This window comes from Thermostichus sp. OS-CIW-32 (assembly GCF_054060415.1).
On the sequence record NZ_JBSSDD010000012.1, the window covers coordinates 28,272 to 45,791 of the forward strand.

Sequence of the window (17,520 nt, forward strand, 5' to 3'; positions counted from 1 at the left end):
CCAAAATCTTCGGCGATCCCTGAGCCTCATGAGTTGGGTTCAGACGCCGCAAAAAAGCGATCCAAAGCCTGCAGCAAATCCGGTACGGAAGCTTGGTCAATCCAGGATCGAATATAAGCCTGCTGCTCCGCCAAGTTTTCAATGCGGCCCAACTTTTGCATGGCCAAGTAGCGGGTTTCTGCCGCGGCGCGATTGGTTTGCAAGTCCAGCCGCTGCTCCGGGGTCAGCGGATACTCCGTTTGGGCCAGCAGGTAATCCGCCACCATCATGAACAGCAGAGGCCCCGCCAATTCCACCTGAGGCTCGGCTTCTGGCTCAGAATCAGCAACATCGAGATCTTGGAGATCTTGAAGGAGATCCTGCCCCAGTTGCAGCAGCTCCTCTGCTGAAGCCGCCCGCAGCACCGTCTCGGCAGCAGCCTGCAGCGGCTCTGGGGAAACCCTGTGGTGGATGGCCAATTCCGCCAGGGCCTGTTCCCATTGATCCCGTTGGGCTTGCACCACAGCCCGCTCTTCTGGAGAAAAGTCCAACCGCTCCAGCAACACCTGCAGAGCCACAGCCCCCACCAACAGGGGGGGGAAGCGCAGCACTGTAGAGGCGGATCCCGCCTGCTCCAAAAAGGCTTCCAAATCCGGGCCAGATCCCCTGTCCAGCAAGTCCTGCAAGTAGGCCAGCACCTCTTGGGGCGAGGTCAACCTGAGGATCCCTCGCACCTGTGCCCGCAAGTCTGCGGGGATCCCAAGGAGCTGCACCTGGACTTCGGCCCGCGCCTGCGCTTCTGCAATCAACTCCGGCAAATCTGCCGTTGCCCGACCGGCCTGCAACAAAACCTGGCTAGAGTCCTGCAACAGGCTGGCCGCTTCCACAAACAGCAGCACCTGCGGGACTTGCAGCGTTGGCCAAACCATGCTAGCCGGGCTGTGGATCCGCAGGGGATCCCTCCGATTCTGGATTGGCTGGCGCAGCGGGGTGAGCTGAAGTGGGCTTGTGCCAGTGCAGACCGATCAGAGCATCGTACAAAAAGCCCCAAAACTCTCCCTTCTCCCAGATCCCCAGCGTTTGCTGGCAGTTGCGCACGTCCAGCTCAGGTTTGGCTGCCCAGTAGGCTGCTTGGTATTTGTACCAGGGAACAGAAGGCCAGAGATGGTGGATCAGGTGATAGTTTTGCCCCAACAGCAGAATGTTGGTCAGCCATCCGGGATAGACGCGGGCATTGTACCACCGCTCTTGGGATTGAAAAGGGCGATGGGGCAGGTAGTCAAAAAACAAGCCCAACAAGAACCCCATGATGAAGGCAGGGGGTAGCCAATAGTTCATGATGTAGTCAGTGTAGCCGAAGTAACCGGCCAGACCAAAGGTCAAGACTACCACCAGCCGACTCAAGCCCCACTCCAGCAGATCCCAGCGACCTTTCCGCCAGAGCTGCCGCTTAAAGAAAAACACCTCATGGTAGAAAAACCGCGGCGCGATCAGCCACAGCGGCCCTCCCGTTGAGACATAGTGATCGGGATCGTCTTCAGGATGGTTGACGTGGGCGTGGTGCTGCATGTGTACCCGCTTAAAGACGGGATAGACAAAACCCTGCAACAGGGCAGAGCCGTGTCCGAGCGCCTCGTTCAGAAAGCGGTTGCGGTGGGCCGAGCCATGGGAAGCATCGTGAATCACCGTGCCCAGAACATAGAGGGCCACAAAATTGAGCCAGAACACCATCCATTTGGGCCAGTGCCAAAAGGCGTACCCGCCAAAGCAAGAGGCCGAAAGCACCACCGCAGCCAAAAACATCAGCAAGGTGGGATTCCAAAATTCCGAGGGTGGCCCCAACAGCTCACGAGGCAATGCGAAAGGTTTTTGGGCTGGTTCAGCAGTAGCAGCAACAGTCATCGGCAGCCATCCTTAGGTGCGCACAGTGCAGACAGAGAGGATGGGTCGAGGCAGCGCGTCCCAGTCATCACACCGAAAAGAGATCGAAGAGATAAGTTTGTTAACTTTCGTTAGTATACGGCAGAGACCTGCCCAGCTTCTCAGCCCAAGCCTTATTTTCCTCACAACCCCAGCCATGGGGGCACCTTCCTCTCCTGGCCAAGGATTCCTGAAGGATCCCGGCAACGGCAAACTGCCCCTGAAGCCAGAGAAAAGCCGTAGTGTGAGGTTTTGTTGCAATTCATGTGCAGATTGCGAGGGGATCCCAGCAGGAGGGGTAATCTAAGGGTCGGTTAACCTGAGCTGAGGATGGAAACCATGATGCCTGTTGTTGCGCTGTTGGCTCTGACCGCTCAAACCAGCCCCTGGTCCCCCCTGAACGCCGTGATCATTCTGCTCTGCACAGGGCTGGCTTACTTGAGCTTCAAATCCTCCTCTGGAGTGGCCTCAGAGACTGGGCCGGTACTGGGAATGACCTGGCCAGAAGTCATCGGGGTTGCCAGCTTTGGCCATTTGTTGGGAGTGGGGGTCGTTTTGGGTCTCTCTAACATTGGCGTTCTCTAGGTCGCCACTTCCTTTACATTTCTTGAACTTAGTCCGGATCCCTGCTGGATGATGTTAGGCTCTATTTTAATTCTGAAAGAAGCAGTTTCTTCAGCCGCATTTTCCCCTGAGGTTTGTTGCTATGTCAGCGATGGTGCTCCTGGCCAGTTTGCCGGAAGGCTATGAATTGTTTGACCCGCTGATCGACATTTTGCCGATCATCCCTGTTCTGTTTTTCCTGCTGGCTTTTGTCTGGCAAGCGGCAGTGGGCTTTAAGTAAAGCCATTGCTTTTACTGAGGTCGCAAAGGTCTCAAAGGCCTGGGTGGTCTGGAGAAAACTCAAGCAAACCTAAAGGGCTTCCCCCAGCTTATCTCCCAAGTTGGGGGCTCTTTGCTTTGCCCATTTATGGTCATTTCGATTCAAACTAGGACACTGCACCCACGCCTAAGACGTTAAATGCACCGTGCCAGAAGGCCTTTCAAGGACTCCGTCCCGCTAGCGCGAACAGTAGCTCAGGTGTCTTGCCCTGAACTGGAACGACTGTAAACGACTATAAAAACAACAAGCCGTCTCGCCACTGTCCACATGACTCCCAAAGGTGGGCCAGGGATCCGGCGCTAGGGTTCGCGGTCGAGGACACCGGTAATCCAGAGAACCCCTGCCAAGCAGACGAAGTGGGCAAACGTCACGTTGATGTTGGCGGCCAGCAGCAGCACTCCTGTCACCTGGTTGGCCTGGGTGCGGGAAAACATGCGCGCCAACAGCTCGCCCACTTGGGCTTCCATACCAATCAGAGCGAGGAAGGCCCCAATGAGGCTGATATAGGTGACCAACTGCAACTGCTTGGGCAGATCCAATTGGCTTAAGGCATCGGCAGAAGCTGAGCGGCGCTCCGCGTGGAGCAAGTAGCGCCAGTTGAAAAATAGACCGGCTGCCAGGGTGAGCAATGTAAACAAGGTGAACCAGAAGGCGATGATAGCCCCCAGCGAGTCATCTCGATAGACGGTATTTTGGCCGATTAAAAAGCCGAACCACAGCAGCAGCGCCGTCGCCCCCAAGATCGCCTGGAACCAAAACCCGAAGCGACGAGTCAGGCGCAAGCGAGACTTCATCCGCTCGACAGCCGCCCGCACTGACGGCGACATGGGCTCGTTCATCTTTTTCCCCCGCTCGCCTGGATGAACACCAACGTTCGCTTCCAGCCTATCTTCATTCTCCGGCCCCAGTCACTTTTACCAGTCACTTTTATCGGACTGGCGGTCGGGGATCCTCGCTTTGCAGGCGGAGAATTTCGGCCTCAATGCGCTGTTTCAAAGCTTTGCCCTCTTCGGAGCGGATCAAGAGTGTAATGCGGTTGTAGTCGGGCACGGTCATACCGTGGCGAGTGATGATCTCGGTCGCGGTGCGGATGAATTCTCGCCGGATTTGATCTTTGCTGGCCGGGTCGTTCGTGGCTTGGGAGCGCTTTTGGGCCTCTTGCCGGTGGGGCTCCATCTCCAAGACGATACGGGCGTACCTCGTCACCTGCTCATCACTCAACACCACAGAGGTGGTGGGGGTTTGAGCCACGGCAAGAGAAACAGTCAGCACAGGGATCCAAGTGCAAACCCAGATCAAACCCACCAGCCCTTTTTGGACCACGCTTTGGATTGGAAATGCCGTCCACCGTCTCCGACTTGCTTTGCCTGACACCGCTGATGTCTCCCCACCCGCCAACTGTTGCTCAGGTTGCCTAGGGTTTTTGTGAGCTTTCGGCCCCACGCCGGTTCAACACTCTGATGAACCCCGCGGGCTTCGATCCTATCTGCTCCTCTCTGTGAAAGCCCAGGGCGTCGTCCACGCTGACAACTGAGCTTGCTTTTCCATTTGACCGAAAACTGGTCTTTAGGTTCCAGTTCCAGTCCCTTTCCAGCCTATCTGACACCCAGAAGGGAGTGGCCTCTGGGATAATGGGGATGAATTGTTGGTTATTGCCCCTATGCATTTGGAACGTCGCCCGGTTTTCCCGTTTACGGCCATCGTCGGCCAAGAGGAGATGAAATTGGCCTTGCTCCTCAACGTGATCGACCCGCGCATTGGCGGAGTGCTGATCATGGGGGATCGCGGCACGGGCAAGTCCACCACCATTCGCGCTTTGGCCGACCTGCTGCCCCAGATCGAGGTGGTGAAAGGGGATCCCTTCAACAGCCACCCACGGCAGCGGGACTTGATGAGCGATCAAGTGTGGGAGCGCCTGCAGGCGGGAGAAACGCTGGAAAGCACTTGGATCCAGGTGCCGATGGTGGATCTGCCCTTGGGGGCAACAGAAGACCGAGTGTGTGGCACTCTCGACATTGAGCGGGCCTTAGCTCAGGGGGTGAAGGCTTTTGAGCCGGGGCTGTTGGCCAAGGCCAATCGAGGCATCCTTTACGTGGATGAAGTCAACTTGCTGGATGACCACTTGGTGGATGTGTTGCTGGATGCGGCGGCCTCAGGCTGGAACACCGTGGAACGGGAGGGCATTTCCATTCGTCATCCGGCTCGGTTTGTGCTGGTGGGATCCGGCAACCCGGAAGAGGGGGAATTGCGGCCTCAACTGCTGGATCGCTTTGGCATGTTCGTCCAGATCGAAACGGTGCGAGATGCTGCCCTGCGGGTGCGGATCGTGGAGGAGCGCAGCCAGTTCGACGCCGATCCCCAGGCTTTTTTGGCCAAGTATGCCGATTCCCAGCAGCGCCTGCGGGAGCGCATCGAAAAAGCCCAACATCTTTTGCCCAACGTGGCAGTGGATCCCGACTTGCGCTTGAAGATCTCCGGAGTATGTGCGGCTTTGGAGGTGGATGGACTGCGCGGAGACATTGTCACCAACCGGGCTGCCAAAGCCCTGGCAGCTCTAGAGGGGCGCAGTGAGGTCACCGTCGCCGATATCCGTCGGGTGATCAGCCTGTGTTTGCGTCACCGCCTGCGCAAGGATCCTCTGGAGACCATCGACTCGGGCTACAAGGTGGAAAAAGCCTTCAGCGAAGTGTTCCAGGTGAGCTTGGAGAGCGCCGCCTAGCCCTCACCCCCCAGCCCCTCTCCCAGGGGGAGAGGGGAGTAGGGTGGCTGCTAGCTTGTCGGCAATGGCGGCAATCCAGGTTTGCTCCTGCCGGCTGAAGCTGCGTGGGGTATCGCTCCCCAAAATCAAGCACCCTCGCTGGCCGATGGGCTGGCACAGCACGGCCTGGGATCCGGGGGGCAACAGGCCATCGAACTCGGCGCGGGCCGGGAACAGCTTGAGATCCACCAAATACACGGGCCGCCCCGTCTGCAAGACCCGCTGTAAAACGCTCTTGGGCTGAATGGAGGGCATCTGGCCGGGGGTGGCTAGGATCCCCCGTTGCAGGAGGGTTCGCCCACCCACCCAGATCACCACGGTGCGGGCGGCGGTGGTGCTGAGCAGGGTATGGGAGGCCCAAGCCAGCTCCAGTTTCTCGCTTTCGGAAAGATCGGGATGCCAATCACAGCCGGGGATCCCCTGCAGGGGGGCCGTTTGGGGTGGAAGAGGCTGGATCTGCTGCCACAGCAGGCCGGTCAGGATCAAAACGGCGCTGAGGAGGATCCCCAAGGCATCTGAACGGGACTGGCTGGTAAGCAATTCCGGCGTAAAGGCCAGTCGATTAATAACCAAAAGGACGCTGCCCAAAAGGCCGGTCACCAGAGGCAGCCGCCTCACCCAGCGATTGGGATCCCTGGGGGCTGGAGTGGGTTCAACCGTCAAGGCAGGCTAGACATAACCTAGAGGAAGTAACGGGAGAGAAGGGAGAAGCTGATACATTTACGCTGAACACTGCTGAACATCACTGTTCAACTATGCAGCGATAGCATTCTGTTTGTTTCCAAACAGAATGGCGGTATCCCGCAAACCTTTGAGTAGAATACCCAAAGCGCAGTTTCCGTGTCGTCTTACTACCAATTTTCTGCTTTGCTTTGGCTACCATGTTGGCAGACTCGAAAGTAAACAGAAAGATCAACTGGTAGTAATCCGTACTGAACATATTATACATTATTTTCAGTATAGTTGAGCTTATTATTGACTAGAGTCATGCTCTTTCCTCTCTGCTCCCTTGAAGATTAAAGAACTGAAGTTCAGTATAAAGCCAACTCAGAGACGGCTCCAAATGCCAAGGCGCTCCTGCTGGGCTTTTTCCTGTAGGCCACCGTAGTAGCTGTCGTACTTGATGTTGTGGCTGTAGGGGACGATACGGGCCAGGCCATTGCGCACCAACATGGCGTTCATCTGATGGCCTTCTAACCAGACATAGGCCTCCACCAAGCCCGTAGCATCTACGTTGCGCAGCAACTTATCCCCTTCCAGCTTGACGGTGCGGTAGAGGATGCGCTCCCGCATCAGTTCAATGGCTTGCTGGTAATAGGGGTTTTCTTCCGGGCTGAGACCCTCGATCCCGGCCAACCGGATTAGGCGCATCTTCTGTTCCCCTTCGATTTGCACCACTAGGGTGTCGCCGTTGACCACCCGCACCACAACCGCATCTGGGTAGCGATCGAAGCGGTGGTTGTCGAAGTAGAACGGGGTATCGGGAACGACCCGGGGCTCTCCAAACCCGTGGCTGGGAAGGACGGGTATGGCCAGAAGCAATCCCAATGCAGCAGAGCCGAGAGCAATACGCTGGAACATGACCTTAATCCCCCACTTTGGACGCAGCCCCCTCTTCTTTTCCCGCCGGGGAGTTTCCGGTGGCAACGCTCAAAGTGTAATGGTAGCGGCAACTCTCCAGAAAACAATCCCACCGCAGATTTGAATTGGCCAGCAGTAGATCCGCCGTTGGTTGGGTTGCCCAAGGTTCCCAGGCGACTGAGCCATTCCTGCTCGCTTTTCTTCAGTTCCCCGGCTCTCCCCGCAGTTGCTGGGCAAATTTGTCGGCGAACTTGTCGCTGTCGAAGCGAGCCTGCGCGTTTTGAATGGCTTGGTGAATGCGCCGCTCGGTCGCGTCCGTGGTGCGGAGCACTTTGCACCCATCTCGGGTGTGGGTATTCGGGGTATAGCCGGGCTGAGGGTAAAAGCTTGGAAGCCCTTCTCTACTCTAAGCCTTGAATCACGTTTTTCTTTCTGCTTCTCCCAAGGCGGCTCCGGCGGTCGTTGCCAAGGTATTAAAAGTTCCACGGCTCCTGCTCTCTTTGGGAGACATTCTGAACTCAAAAAGAGGCTCTGGGGTGGTTATTTGTAGAACCCAAGCTACTACGCGGGTACAGCGGGGCAAGTTTCCGGAGAGGTTATCAAGCGCTACACAGAGGCTCAGAAGACAGAGCAAGGGGGCGATTGAGTCCCTTTGGTCACACTCAAGGCTCATATCCATGCTGGCTTACAAGCTGAGGCAGTTTTGAGGGACGCTCTGTAGCTGCTGTCAACCTGCCGTGAACCTAGGACCGCTGAGATAAACGATGATAAAAACAGCAGCTGCTGTTAACCCTCCGGAGTTCGAAGCCTAGGGATCCCCTCCATGACTTCCCAGATTCAGCCCTGCACACGCGAACAGATCTTGAATGGAATGGGCATCACCACCCTGTTTTCGGCTCTCATTGTGGGTCTCTGGATCTGGCTGGGATCCTCCTTTCCCGTGCCGTTTCGCTGGGATCCCCTAGCCTTGGCGTGGGGGGCAGGGCTGGGACTGGGGGTGGCTCTGCTCAGCGGCGGGGTTTACCGGCTCTGGCCAGCCTATCGTCGGGCAGCCACTGCCTACTTACACTGGGTGGCGGATCCCTTGCAGTGGGGAGATATCCTTTGGGTGGGCCTGCTGCCGGGCTGGAGCGAGGAATGGCTGTTTCGCGGTGTGCTGCTGTCAGCTCTGGTGGCCAGCCCCTTAGGGTGGACAGGCGGGATCCTGCTGAGCGGCCTCTTGTTTGGCGCCTTGCATTGGCTGGGATGGCAGGGCTGGCCCTATGCCGTCTGGGCCAGCGGGGTTGGTATCCTCATGGGGATTGGCTTGTGGCTGTCGGGAAACCTGTTGGTCACCATTGTCGCCCACACCCTTGTCAACTGGATTGGGGTTTGTGCCTGGAAATGCTTTTTCTCTCAAGCGGAGCCCTGAAGGATGCAGTTTTCCTGCTCCCCTCTTCCCTTATGGGAAAGGGGTTGCCTGTAAGCAGCGCAGAACCTTGGGCAAGTGCCGCAAATTGAGCTTAACTTACTTGTCGATGCCTTCCTGTCAATGCCCCACCGAGATCTCCTACAACTAGTTTGGGGATCCTTCCCATGGCTGCGCGTGGGGCGATCCTTGCTGCTGGTCGGGCTGGTGGTGTACGGCTACCTGCTCTGGCTGGGCTGGTTTCAATCGGAGCGGCTGATCTTTCTGCCCCAGCCCGCCAGCTATCGAGATGGGGACGCCATTCTCAAGCTCACGACCTCTGATGGGCTGCAGATTTCAGCGGTATATCTGCCCAATCCGGCTGCTGCTTATACCCTCCTCTACAGCCATGGCAACGCCGAAGACTTGGGGGATATCCTGCCCCGCCTGGTGGGCCTGCAGCAGGCCGGGTTTGCCGTCTTGGCCTACGACTACCGCGGTTACGGCACCAGCGAAGGGATCCCTTCCGAGGCCGGCGCTTACAAAGATATCGAGGCCGCTTACACTTACCTAGTTGCCCAAGGGATCCTGCCGGAGCAGATTTTGGTTTATGGGCGCTCGGTGGGGGGTGGGCCATCGGTTTATTTGGCAGCCCAAAAGCCGGTGGGGGGCGTGATCCTGGAATCCACCTTCGTCACAGCCTTTCGCGTCTTAACCCGCATCCCGCTGCTGCCCTTCGATCGCTTCGATAACCTCAGCCGCATTGCCAAGATCGATTGCCCGCTGCTGATTTTGCACGGCACCCATGATCGTTTGATCCCCTTTTGGCACGCTGAAACCCTTTATCAAGCAGCGAGGGATCCCAAACGCTTGGTGCCCATCGAGGGAGCCGATCACAACAACTTGCTGCAGGTGGCCAGAGAGCGCTATGTCACCATCCTGCACCAATTCGTGGCCGAGCTGGTGGATCCCCATGTCGTCTTCCCTCAGTAGCGGCTTAGGTGAGGACAATCTTAAAATCACCTGTAATCCGCTCGGAAAAGTGGAGTTATGTGGCAAGATCGGGAGGGATCGGGTCGAAGGATTCGGATCCCTGTCTCACCGGATTGAACCCTTTTACGGAGGATCAAGAGCGTATGTCTCTCCGACTTGGCGATACTGCTCCCAATTTCACGCAAAAGTCCACCCACGGCGAAATTGACTTCTACTCTTGGGCCGGGGATAGCTGGGTGGTGTTGTTCTCTCACCCCGCCGACTACACGCCGGTCTGCACCACGGAGCTAGGCACTGTTGCGAAGCTGATGCCCGAATTTGAAAAGCGGGGTGTGAAGGTGATCGCCCTCAGTGTGGACGATGTGGAGTCCCACGTGGGCTGGGTGAAAGACATCGAGGAAACCCAGAACACCACCCTGAACTATCCCATCTTGGCGGATGCAGACCGCAAGGTTTCTCAGCTCTACGACATGTTGGATCAAACCAACATCAACCAAGAAGGGCTGCCCCTGACGGTGCGCTCGGTGTTCATCATCGATCCCAACAAGAAGATACGCCTCATTCTTACCTACCCGGCCAGCACAGGCCGCAACTTCGACGAGCTCCTACGGGTGATCGATGCCCTGCAGTTGACGGATAAGTATAACGTTGTCACTCCCGCCGACTGGAAAGACGGTGACGATGTTATCATCCCGCCTTCGCTGAAAGATCCGGAAGTGCTGAAAGAGAAGTTCCCAAAAGGCTACAAGGAAATTAAGCCCTATTTGCGGGTCACCCCTCAGCCCAACAAGTAGAAGTCTCAGCAATCGAACCTACTTTCGGCTGATCCCTTCTCTGCCGAAGCTGCGCTCCTCTTGATTTGGATCCCCGACCAGGGGATCCTTTTTTATTTCAAGCCAGATTGAGACACTTTCCCTTTGGGAGAGAGGAGTTAGGGATCCCTCATTTTGCAGTTGGGGAAAGTTTATTCTTCGGGGAAAGAAGCCGCCTCTGCTGCTTTTTTGGCCAGCTCATCTACTGTGAAGTAGCGATGAAACTTATCGGTCACCCGCAACCAAGGGGAACGGCAGCCTTCTTTGCGATAGCGGGTAACGAAGCCTTTTTCTACCAGCTCTGCCACGTGCTGATAAGCACCTTGGCCGCGCAACTCCACCAACTCCGCCTGCGAGAGGGGGCCACGCAGAATGATGGTGGCCAGGGTACGGGTGGCACCCACCCCAATCTCAGGGGGCAAGAGCCGGTTGGCCAGCTCCAAAAACGGCTCCCGCAACTGCAGGGCAAACCCTTCCCCCACCTGTAGGACTTCCAGGGCAGAATCGCGATGGGCATAGTCTTCCATTAATTCCAGCAGCGCATCGTAGGCTTCGTCGCGACTGCAATGGGCCAACTGGGCCAGGGCGGATAGCTCCAGGGGCTGCCCTTTTAAGTAGAGGATCGCTTCGATCTGATTTTTCAGGGCCAAGACACGCTCCCTCTGACCTTGCCTTTCCGCCAACAAGGGATGCGAAATCGACTTAAGAGAACGCGGGGCCATTGCAACAAGGGATCCGCTTAACTTGCTCCGTAGCATAGCAGCAGTTCTAGGCTGAGGGATCCCTTGGCCAAGCGGGCCGGATCCATCCTCGCCTTCGAGCTAGAACCCTACCCCTGATGCCACCACCATCACCACCACCGCTGCAAAGATAATCAAGGCGTAAAACTGGGCCTTGCCGCTCTCCAGGTATTTCATCGCCTCGCCGCTCACCATGGTCACCAAGCCCGTCAGGTTGACCACACCATCCACAATGCGGCTGTCCACCTCCAGCGCCTCCCGTGCCACGAAGCGGGTGCCCTGCACAAAGACTCGCTCATAGAGGTCGTCAATGTACCACTTGTTGAGGGAGAAGTAGTAGAGCGGCTGCAGGCTTTGGGGGAAGGTGCCCGGGTCGATGCGCTTTTGCCAGTAGATCAAGCTGGCCAAAGTGATGCCGATCAGCCCGATGCCCACGGAGCTACCCGCCATGATCAGAAACTCTGCCCAATCGAAATGGCCCGCCAGCACCTCCTGCCACTCTGCTGCCACCAGCGGTAAAATCGAGCCTGCCTCTGCCACAGACTCAGTCGGTGGGTGGATGAAAGCTTCAAAGAAGTTGGCAAAAGGGGTGCCCACCAGGCCAATCAGCACAGAAGGGACGGCCAGAGCCAACAGCGGGAAGGTCATCGACCAAGGGGACTCATGGGGCTCTGAGGCATGGGCATCTCCGTCGTGCAGGTTTTCCTGGGCTTCAGGATGGCTGCTGGGCTGGGGTTTTTCTTGAATGTTCATGGCTCCAGGGCCAAAGGCCGGTTGTTTCCCCGCAAAAACGTAGGCAAAAGCCGGCACAGGACGGCCCTGGCTGATGGCCACCTCCTGCCGCAGTCTCAGGTTGGTGCCGCGAAACTCCCCTTCGAAGGTGAGGAAGTAGATGCGGAACATGTAGAAGGCGGTGATCCCGGCGGTGAGGAAGCCCACCCCCCACAGAGCTGGGTTCCGTTCGAAAACAGCGCCCAAGATCTCGTCTTTAGACCAAAAGCCGGCGAAGGGCGGGATCCCACAAATGGCCAACGTGCCGATCAAAAACGTGATGGCCGTAACCGGCATGTATTTGCGCAACCCCCCCATCAGGCGCATGTCTTGGGCCAAAACCGGGTCATGGCCGACCACCGCTTCCATGCCGTGGATAACTGAGCCAGAGCACAAAAAGAGCATCGCCTTAAAGTAGGCGTGGGTCATCAGGTGAAACAGGCCCGCCCCATAGGCGCCGCACCCCATGGCCATGACCATGTAGCCCAGCTGGGAAATGGTGGAGTAGGCCAAGCCTTTTTTGATGTCGTTTTGGGTGATGGCAATGGTGGCCCCCAAGAAGGCTGTGCCCGCCCCCGTCCAGGCGATGATGTCCATGGCCACCGGGATCCCTTCCAGCACCGGGAACATGCGGGCCAAGAGGAATACCCCAGCCGCCACCATCGTCGCCGCGTGGATGAGAGCGGAAATGGGCGTGGGACCTTCCATAGCATCCGGCAACCACACATGCAGGGGGAACTGAGCGGACTTGGCCACCGGCCCCAAGAACACCAACACCGCAAACAGGGCAATTAAGCTGCTGCTCACCGCTCCGGCAGCCAACATCTCCTGCAAGTTGCGCCCGATCTCGTCAAACGCGAAGGTACCGGAAATCCAGTAAAAACCTAAGATGCCCAACAGCAGGCCGAAATCTCCCACCCGGTTGACCACAAACGCCTTTTGCGCTGCTTCTGCCGCCGCCTGCCGGTCGTGCCAAAAGCCGATGAGCAGGTAGGAGCACATCCCCACCAGCTCCCAGAAGATATAGATCTGCACCAGGTTGGGGCTGACCACCAAGCCCAGCATCGAGGAGCTAAATAAGCTCAGGTAGGCGTAGAAACGCACATAGCCGGGATCGTGGGCCATGTAGCCGTCGGAGTAGATTTGCACCAAAAAGGCCACCGTGGTCACCACCACCAGCATCATGGCGCTCAGGTGATCCACGACAAAGCCCATATCCACCGAGAAGGATCCCGCCTGGGCCCAGGTGAGGGTTCTGAGGACGGCTTCGTGCCCCTGCACCTGGCTGACCAAAAGGGCAAAGGCATGAACCATCGCCGTCCCAGTCGAGAACACGCTCAAAAAGGCAGCCAGAGAGCGGTTGGCCCTTGTCCAGGCGTTGAACATCAGGATGCCTAAGCCGAGTAGAAAGGCCGCCACCAAAGGATAGACGGGGATCAACCAGGCGTACGTGTAGATGAATTCCATGGGAAATGCTTCTGAATGCGTCCTCTCACAGCAACGAACCTGCTCTGCTAGCCCTGCAATTGGCCGGTGGGAGTGTCTGGTGGGCTGGCATTTGCTCAACTGCTTCTGCCATTGTAAACTTTTGCGACAGAGTGCGGATCCGGATCCCGAGCATCAAGTCCATCACAGCAGAGGCTTTTCCCAGAGATCAATCGGGATCCCCGCAGCTAAATCTGTAAATATCCTAAAGAATCGGCTCTGAGCCCAAGCTGACGGTCGCAAGCAAAAAGATGACAGGGATCCCTTGCGAGCGCTACAACGAAGGCTAGATCTACTGGCGGTCTGGAGAAACTACCCATGAGCTTGAACCTGGTGACCCTGGTGGGGCGAGCCGGCATGGATCCGGAGGTGCGCTACTTTGAGTCAGGCAAGGTGGTCTGTACTTTTAGCTTGGCGGTCAACCGATTCCGCAAAGGGGAAGACAAGCCTGATTGGTTTAACCTGGAGCTGTGGGGCCGCACTGCCGAGGTGGCCGGAGAGTATGTGCGCAAAGGCAGCCTCATCGGGGTAACGGGCAGCCTGAAGTTTGATCGCTGGACAGACAAATCCACCGGAGAAGAGCGCCAGAGACCCATCATTGCTGTGGATCGGCTGGAATTGCTGGGATCCCGTCAAGACCGCGACTCCAACCTGCCCCCCGAAGAGCCGTTTTGACTTGTCTGGCCGGAGCCGGGCAACCTCAAGGTTTGGCTCTGCCCAAGCATCGCCTGCATTCCTGCACCACCTCTGTCAAATCCTGGCTGCACCAGGGATAGTCCAACGGGGGTCGCCGGATCACCCACAGAGGGATCCCCAGGGTTTTGGCCACCGCCTGCTTGATCCCCAGCCCGCCTGCTTCCCCAGAGGCTTTGCTGATCACCACCTGAGGGCTGAGCTGTTGCCAAAGCTGTAGTTCCTGCTCCAAGCTGAGGGGTAAGCGCATCCCAATCACCCGCTCGGCAGGGATCCCGGCTTGCACCGCTTGGGGAACCGATTCCGGCAGCACCCGTGCCCACAGTTGGCAGCGATCTTGCCAAGGTACAAACAGGGGCAGGGCCTTCACTCCCACCGTCAGCAGCACCCGCCGCCCCGCCAGCACCGCCTCTGTGAGCACTCCCTGCCAGTCCGGCACCACCTGGACCCAGGGATCCAGCTCTACAGGAGGGCGTTCGTAGCGCAGGTAGGGGATCCTCAGTTGAGCCGTCACCTGGATGGCCAGTTGCGAGATTTGCTGGGCAAAAGGATGAGAGGCATCCACCACTACGCGGATCCGGCACTCTTGCAGGAATTGTTCCAGAGATGGCGGCGAAAATCGGGTGACCACCACCTGACCAGGCAAATCCTGATACAGTCTTCTGGCCCCTTCGGTGGTGACGGTTGCCACCCAAGGGATCCCCTGCCGGCTGAGGGCGTCGGCCAAGCTGCGGCTCTCGCTGGTGCCCCCGATCAAAGCCACTTCAACTGGACTACCAACTGAGCTCATGGTGTGTTGCCAAACTTTGACGCCCGTAGATACGATCAAGATCACCGGCTGGAGGCAATTGCTCATGATCGAGATGCATGTGGCTGGGATTGCGGTCGATGCCGTCAACCAAAACCCCATTGTCATCCTGCGCGATGGCAGTGAGCGTCGTGCCCTGCCCATTTGGGTGGGAAAAGCAGAGGCCAACGCCATTTTGCAGGCCCTGGACGACCAAAAGCCACTGCGCCCCATGACCCATGATCTCATCCTCAACTCCTGGAAGACGTGGGGGATCAAGCTGGAGCGAGTCATCATTCACGCGTTGCTGGATAACACCTTCTACGCGGTGCTCGTCACCGTGAATGGTGACAAAAAACAAGAGATCGACTGCCGCCCCAGCGACGCCATTGCCCTCGCTCTGCGGGCCCATGTTCCCATCTGGACGGTGGAAGAGGTCATTGCGGAAGCCTCGATCCCCATGAACCAGGATGCCGACGAGGCGGAGCGGGAGGCCTTTCGCAAGTTTGTAGAAAATGTAACCCCCAGAGACTTTATCCGCAGCTACCACATGACCGACCATCCCACCGAAGCCGACAGTTAAGCAATTCAGGCGGAGCCCGGCAAACAGGCCATGCCCCAGGTTGCCAGGTTAACGGTCTATCCCATCAAGTCCCTGGATGGGATCCCTCTGTCTGAGGTGAGGCTGACGGCGGGGGGAACTTTGGAAGGGGATCGCCGCTACGCCCTCTTGGATGCGGAGGGGAAGCGGGTGAACGGCAAACGCCATGCTGCAGTCCACCGCCTGCGGGCCCGGTTTGATCCCCGGTTGTGCCGGGTGCAGTTGTGGGGGGAGGGCAAGGCGGCTCAGTTTGACCTGCAGCAGCAGCGGGATGCTTTGCAGACTTGGCTCAGCGATTGGTTCGGTTTTCCGGTGCAACTGCTGGAGGAGCCTCTCAGGGGGTTTCCGGATGATCCCTATGCCAACGGCCCCACCCTGATCAGCATAGCCACTCTGGAGACGGTGGCCGGTTGGTTCCCCAACTTGACCCTGGAAGCGGTTCGGCAGCGCTTTCGCATGAATATCGAGCTGTCGGATTGCTCTGCCTTTTGGGAGGATCGTCTCTTTGCCCGCGCAGATCAAGGGGTGCGCTTTCGCATTGGGGAAGTGGAGCTGCTGGGCCTCAACCCCTGCGCCCGCTGTGTGGTGCCCACCCGGGATCCCCTGAGCGGAGAGGCCTATCCCGGTTTTCAAAAGCACTTCGTAGCGCAACGGCAGAAAACCTTGCCACCCTGGGCCGAAGCCAGCCGCTTTGACCATTTCTATCGCCTTGGGATCAATACGTGGATCCCGAGAACGGAGGCGGGCAAGCACCTGAGGGTTGGGGATCCCGTCGAAATCCTCGGGGTTGAACCCCTCAGCCTTTACCCTGAGCTGAATCGAGCCCCAGGTTAGTTTCCGACCTACAATCAAGCTAGAGCAGCTCTTTTGGCTTGACCAAGCTATGCAAACCCTGGATCGGCCCAACGCCCCCACCCAGCAGCCCTACCCAGAACCGGTCTATCCCCGTCGCCCCACCCGCACGGTGGCCGTAGCCGATGTGTTGATCGGCAGCCAGCACCCGGTGGTGGTACAGTCCATGATCAACGAGGACACCCTCGACGTCGACGCGGCAGTGGCCGGGATCCGCCGTCTGCACGAGGCGGGCTCAGAGATTGTGCGGGTTACCGTTCCCAGCATGGCCCATGCCAAGGCGATGGAGGCGATTCGGGAGAAGCTGATCCAAACCTACAAGCCGGTGCCTTTGGTAGCCGATGTCCATCACAACGGCATCAAGATCGCCCTGGAAGTAGCCAAATACGTGGACAAGGTGCGCATCAATCCAGGGTTGTTCATCTTTGAAAAACCTCAGCCCGGTCGCACAGAATATACCCAGGCGGAATTTGAGGCCATCCGCAACAAAATCCGGGAAACCTTCACCCCCCTTGTCCAGACCCTCAAAGCCCAGAACAAAGCCCTGCGCATCGGGGTAAATCATGGATCCCTGGCAGAGCGGATGCTCTTCACCTACGGGGATACGCCTGAGGGCATGGTGGAGTCGGCCCTGGAATTTGCCCAAATCTGCGCCGAGCAAGACTTTCACAATGTGGTGCTTTCCTTCAAGGCTTCCCGCCCGCAGGTCATGTTGGCGGCCTACCGGCTGGCAGCCCGTCGCTTCGATGCCCTGGGCCTGAATTACCCCTTCCACTTAGGTGTCACCGAGGCGGGCGATGGAGAATATGGGCGCATCAAGTCGGCGGTGGGGATCGGAACCCTCTTAGCTGAAGGGATCGGCGACACGATTCGGGTTTCTCTCACGGAAGCGCCAGAGAAGGAGATCCCGGTGGCCTACGGCATTTTGCAAGCTCTGAACCTGCGCAAAACCATGGTGGAGTATGTGGCCTGCCCTTCCTGTGGCCGCACCCTCTTCAATTTGGAGGAGGTGCTGCAGAAGGTGCGCGCCGCAACCCAGCACCTGGTGGGGCTGGACATTGCCGTGATGGGCTGCATTGTCAATGGGCCGGGAGAAATGGCCGACGCCGACTACGGCTACGTGGGCAAGACGCCGGGGGTGATCTCCCTCTACCGCGGCAAAGAAGAAGTGAAAAGGGTGCCGGAATCGGAAGGCGTGCAGGCGCTGATCGATTTGATCAAAGCCGATGGGCGCTGGGTGGATCCCCCTTCTTCCCATTAACTCTGCTTCCCCCTCAA

The 17,520-nt window shown here is 57.9% G+C and carries 20 protein-coding genes; 10 read left to right on the forward strand and 10 right to left on the reverse strand.

The window, feature by feature from the left end:
• Nucleotides 1-26 precede the first annotated feature (26 nt).
• Nucleotides 27-908 carry a hypothetical protein gene (locus ACVWY8_RS11780; protein ID WP_457395108.1) on the reverse strand — a complete coding sequence of 294 codons (882 nt, stop codon included), beginning with the start codon at nucleotides 906-908 and terminating at the stop codon, nucleotides 27-29.
• Nucleotide 909: 1 nt separating this feature from the next.
• Nucleotides 910-1,881: a fatty acid desaturase gene (locus ACVWY8_RS11785; protein ID WP_457395111.1), complete on the reverse strand. Its 972-nt coding sequence runs from the start codon at nucleotides 1,879-1,881 to the stop codon at nucleotides 910-912.
• Between the two features lie 357 nt (nucleotides 1,882-2,238).
• On the opposite strand from ACVWY8_RS11785, the gene psaK reads away from it, so the two are divergent.
• Together psaK and ACVWY8_RS11795 are read left to right on the forward strand one after the other, a co-directional pair.
• Entirely contained in the window at nucleotides 2,239-2,484 is a 246-nt protein-coding gene (gene psaK / locus ACVWY8_RS11790) for a photosystem I reaction center subunit PsaK (RefSeq protein ID WP_011431775.1), read from the forward strand.
• Between the two features lie 121 nt (nucleotides 2,485-2,605).
• Entirely contained in the window at nucleotides 2,606-2,743 is a 138-nt protein-coding gene (locus ACVWY8_RS11795; protein ID WP_414332566.1) for a photosystem II reaction center protein K, read from the forward strand.
• Between the two features lie 338 nt (nucleotides 2,744-3,081).
• On the opposite strand, the gene ACVWY8_RS11800 is transcribed toward ACVWY8_RS11795, so the two are convergent.
• Both ACVWY8_RS11800 and ACVWY8_RS11805 read right to left on the reverse strand, forming a co-directional pair.
• Nucleotides 3,082-3,621, reverse strand: coding sequence for a DUF3611 family protein (locus tag ACVWY8_RS11800; protein ID WP_011431777.1), 540 nt, complete (start codon nucleotides 3,619-3,621; stop codon nucleotides 3,082-3,084).
• Between the two features lie 88 nt (nucleotides 3,622-3,709).
• Nucleotides 3,710-4,054, reverse strand: a complete 345-nt coding sequence (locus ACVWY8_RS11805; protein ID WP_457397133.1) for a DUF4168 domain-containing protein — start codon at nucleotides 4,052-4,054, stop codon at nucleotides 3,710-3,712.
• Between the two features lie 388 nt (nucleotides 4,055-4,442).
• On the opposite strand from ACVWY8_RS11805, the gene bchI reads away from it, so the two are divergent.
• On the forward strand, nucleotides 4,443-5,501 hold the full coding sequence (gene bchI / locus ACVWY8_RS11810) for a magnesium chelatase ATPase subunit I (protein WP_011431779.1): 1,059 nt from the start codon (nucleotides 4,443-4,445) through the stop codon (nucleotides 5,499-5,501).
• A 3-nt stretch (nucleotides 5,502-5,504) separates the two neighbouring features.
• Here the strand turns inward: bchI and ACVWY8_RS11815 are convergent, their stop codons facing one another.
• The 3 genes from ACVWY8_RS11815 to ACVWY8_RS11825 form a co-directional block, all read right to left on the reverse strand.
• Nucleotides 5,505-6,203, reverse strand: coding sequence for a cofactor assembly of complex C subunit B (locus ACVWY8_RS11815; protein WP_414355440.1), 699 nt, complete (start codon nucleotides 6,201-6,203; stop codon nucleotides 5,505-5,507).
• 384 nt (nucleotides 6,204-6,587) lie between these two features.
• Nucleotides 6,588-7,121, reverse strand: coding sequence for a thermonuclease family protein (locus tag ACVWY8_RS11820; RefSeq protein ID WP_457384643.1), 534 nt, complete (start codon nucleotides 7,119-7,121; stop codon nucleotides 6,588-6,590).
• A gap of 202 nt (nucleotides 7,122-7,323) precedes the next feature.
• Nucleotides 7,324-7,452, reverse strand: coding sequence for a hypothetical protein (locus ACVWY8_RS11825; protein ID WP_414328685.1), 129 nt, complete (start codon nucleotides 7,450-7,452; stop codon nucleotides 7,324-7,326).
• Nucleotides 7,453-7,944: 492 nt separating this feature from the next.
• Here ACVWY8_RS11825 and ACVWY8_RS11830 point away from each other — a divergent pair, with 492 nt between their 5' ends.
• The 3 genes from ACVWY8_RS11830 (at nucleotide 7,945) to ACVWY8_RS11840 (ending at nucleotide 10,295) form a co-directional block, all read left to right on the forward strand.
• Nucleotides 7,945-8,532, forward strand: a complete 588-nt coding sequence (locus tag ACVWY8_RS11830) for a CPBP family intramembrane glutamic endopeptidase (RefSeq protein ID WP_414328684.1) — start codon at nucleotides 7,945-7,947, stop codon at nucleotides 8,530-8,532.
• Nucleotides 8,533-8,652: 120 nt separating this feature from the next.
• Nucleotides 8,653-9,501 carry an alpha/beta hydrolase gene (locus ACVWY8_RS11835; protein WP_457395118.1) on the forward strand — a complete coding sequence of 283 codons (849 nt, stop codon included), beginning with the start codon at nucleotides 8,653-8,655 and terminating at the stop codon, nucleotides 9,499-9,501.
• Between the two features lie 143 nt (nucleotides 9,502-9,644).
• Nucleotides 9,645-10,295 carry a peroxiredoxin gene (locus ACVWY8_RS11840; protein ID WP_414355410.1) on the forward strand — a complete coding sequence of 217 codons (651 nt, stop codon included), beginning with the start codon at nucleotides 9,645-9,647 and terminating at the stop codon, nucleotides 10,293-10,295.
• Between the two features lie 170 nt (nucleotides 10,296-10,465).
• Here the strand turns inward: ACVWY8_RS11840 and scpB are convergent, their stop codons facing one another.
• Nucleotides 10,466-10,963 (reverse strand): SMC-Scp complex subunit ScpB, encoded by a 498-nt coding sequence (gene scpB / locus ACVWY8_RS11845; protein ID WP_414350273.1) that lies wholly within the window; start codon nucleotides 10,961-10,963, stop codon nucleotides 10,466-10,468.
• Nucleotides 10,964-11,134: 171 nt separating this feature from the next.
• The gene (locus ACVWY8_RS11850) at nucleotides 11,135-13,291 is read right to left on the reverse strand and encodes an NAD(P)H-quinone oxidoreductase subunit 5 (protein ID WP_457395121.1); all 2,157 of its coding nucleotides are present in this window, start codon (nucleotides 13,289-13,291) and stop codon (nucleotides 11,135-11,137) included.
• A gap of 336 nt (nucleotides 13,292-13,627) precedes the next feature.
• On the opposite strand from ACVWY8_RS11850, the gene ACVWY8_RS11855 reads away from it, so the two are divergent.
• Nucleotides 13,628-13,984 (forward strand): single-stranded DNA-binding protein, encoded by a 357-nt coding sequence (locus ACVWY8_RS11855; protein ID WP_414408589.1) that lies wholly within the window; start codon nucleotides 13,628-13,630, stop codon nucleotides 13,982-13,984.
• Nucleotides 13,985-14,009: 25 nt separating this feature from the next.
• Here ACVWY8_RS11855 and ACVWY8_RS11860 read toward each other — a convergent pair whose 3' ends face one another.
• Complete coding sequence (locus ACVWY8_RS11860; RefSeq protein WP_457397137.1) at nucleotides 14,010-14,858, reverse strand: cobalt-precorrin-6A reductase; 849 nt, start codon at nucleotides 14,856-14,858, stop codon at nucleotides 14,010-14,012.
• Here ACVWY8_RS11860 and ACVWY8_RS11865 point away from each other — a divergent pair.
• The 3 genes from ACVWY8_RS11865 to ispG are packed head-to-tail and all read left to right on the forward strand — an operon-like array spanning nucleotide 14,857 to nucleotide 17,503.
• Entirely contained in the window at nucleotides 14,857-15,372 is a 516-nt protein-coding gene (locus ACVWY8_RS11865) for a bifunctional nuclease family protein (RefSeq protein ID WP_457395186.1), read from the forward strand. The genes ACVWY8_RS11860 and ACVWY8_RS11865 overlap by 2 nt on opposite strands.
• Before the next feature lie 30 nt (nucleotides 15,373-15,402).
• Complete coding sequence (locus tag ACVWY8_RS11870) at nucleotides 15,403-16,224, forward strand: MOSC domain-containing protein (protein WP_457395127.1); 822 nt, start codon at nucleotides 15,403-15,405, stop codon at nucleotides 16,222-16,224.
• A 49-nt stretch (nucleotides 16,225-16,273) separates the two neighbouring features.
• The gene (gene ispG, locus ACVWY8_RS11875) at nucleotides 16,274-17,503 is read left to right on the forward strand and encodes a (E)-4-hydroxy-3-methylbut-2-enyl-diphosphate synthase (RefSeq protein WP_414381657.1); all 1,230 of its coding nucleotides are present in this window, start codon (nucleotides 16,274-16,276) and stop codon (nucleotides 17,501-17,503) included.
• Nucleotides 17,504-17,520 lie beyond the last annotated feature (17 nt).

Excerpts from the sequence above, each read along its gene's own strand:
- ispG (WP_414381657.1), top strand. The coding sequence starts at position 16,274 with ATGCAAACCCTGGATCGGCCCAACGCCCCCACCCAGCAGCCCTACCCA.
- ACVWY8_RS11835 (WP_457395118.1), top strand. The coding sequence starts at position 8,653 with ATGCCCCACCGAGATCTCCTACAACTAGTTTGGGGATCCTTCCCATGG.
- bchI (WP_011431779.1), top strand. The coding sequence starts at position 4,443 with ATGCATTTGGAACGTCGCCCGGTTTTCCCGTTTACGGCCATCGTCGGC.
- ACVWY8_RS11780 (WP_457395108.1), bottom strand. The coding sequence starts at position 908 with ATGGTTTGGCCAACGCTGCAAGTCCCGCAGGTGCTGCTGTTTGTGGAA.
- ACVWY8_RS11800 (WP_011431777.1), bottom strand. The coding sequence starts at position 3,621 with ATGAACGAGCCCATGTCGCCGTCAGTGCGGGCGGCTGTCGAGCGGATG.
- ACVWY8_RS11840 (WP_414355410.1), top strand. The coding sequence starts at position 9,645 with ATGTCTCTCCGACTTGGCGATACTGCTCCCAATTTCACGCAAAAGTCC.
- psaK (WP_011431775.1), top strand. The coding sequence starts at position 2,239 with ATGATGCCTGTTGTTGCGCTGTTGGCTCTGACCGCTCAAACCAGCCCC.
- ACVWY8_RS11830 (WP_414328684.1), top strand. The coding sequence starts at position 7,945 with ATGACTTCCCAGATTCAGCCCTGCACACGCGAACAGATCTTGAATGGA.
- ACVWY8_RS11855 (WP_414408589.1), top strand. The coding sequence starts at position 13,628 with ATGAGCTTGAACCTGGTGACCCTGGTGGGGCGAGCCGGCATGGATCCG.
- ACVWY8_RS11785 (WP_457395111.1), bottom strand. The coding sequence starts at position 1,881 with ATGACTGTTGCTGCTACTGCTGAACCAGCCCAAAAACCTTTCGCATTG.
- ACVWY8_RS11860 (WP_457397137.1), bottom strand. The coding sequence starts at position 14,858 with ATGAGCAATTGCCTCCAGCCGGTGATCTTGATCGTATCTACGGGCGTC.
- ACVWY8_RS11850 (WP_457395121.1), bottom strand. The coding sequence starts at position 13,291 with ATGGAATTCATCTACACGTACGCCTGGTTGATCCCCGTCTATCCTTTG.
- ACVWY8_RS11820 (WP_457384643.1), bottom strand. The coding sequence starts at position 7,121 with ATGTTCCAGCGTATTGCTCTCGGCTCTGCTGCATTGGGATTGCTTCTG.
- ACVWY8_RS11795 (WP_414332566.1), top strand. The coding sequence starts at position 2,606 with ATGTCAGCGATGGTGCTCCTGGCCAGTTTGCCGGAAGGCTATGAATTG.
- ACVWY8_RS11870 (WP_457395127.1), top strand. The coding sequence starts at position 15,403 with ATGCCCCAGGTTGCCAGGTTAACGGTCTATCCCATCAAGTCCCTGGAT.
- ACVWY8_RS11865 (WP_457395186.1), top strand. The coding sequence starts at position 14,857 with ATGATCGAGATGCATGTGGCTGGGATTGCGGTCGATGCCGTCAACCAA.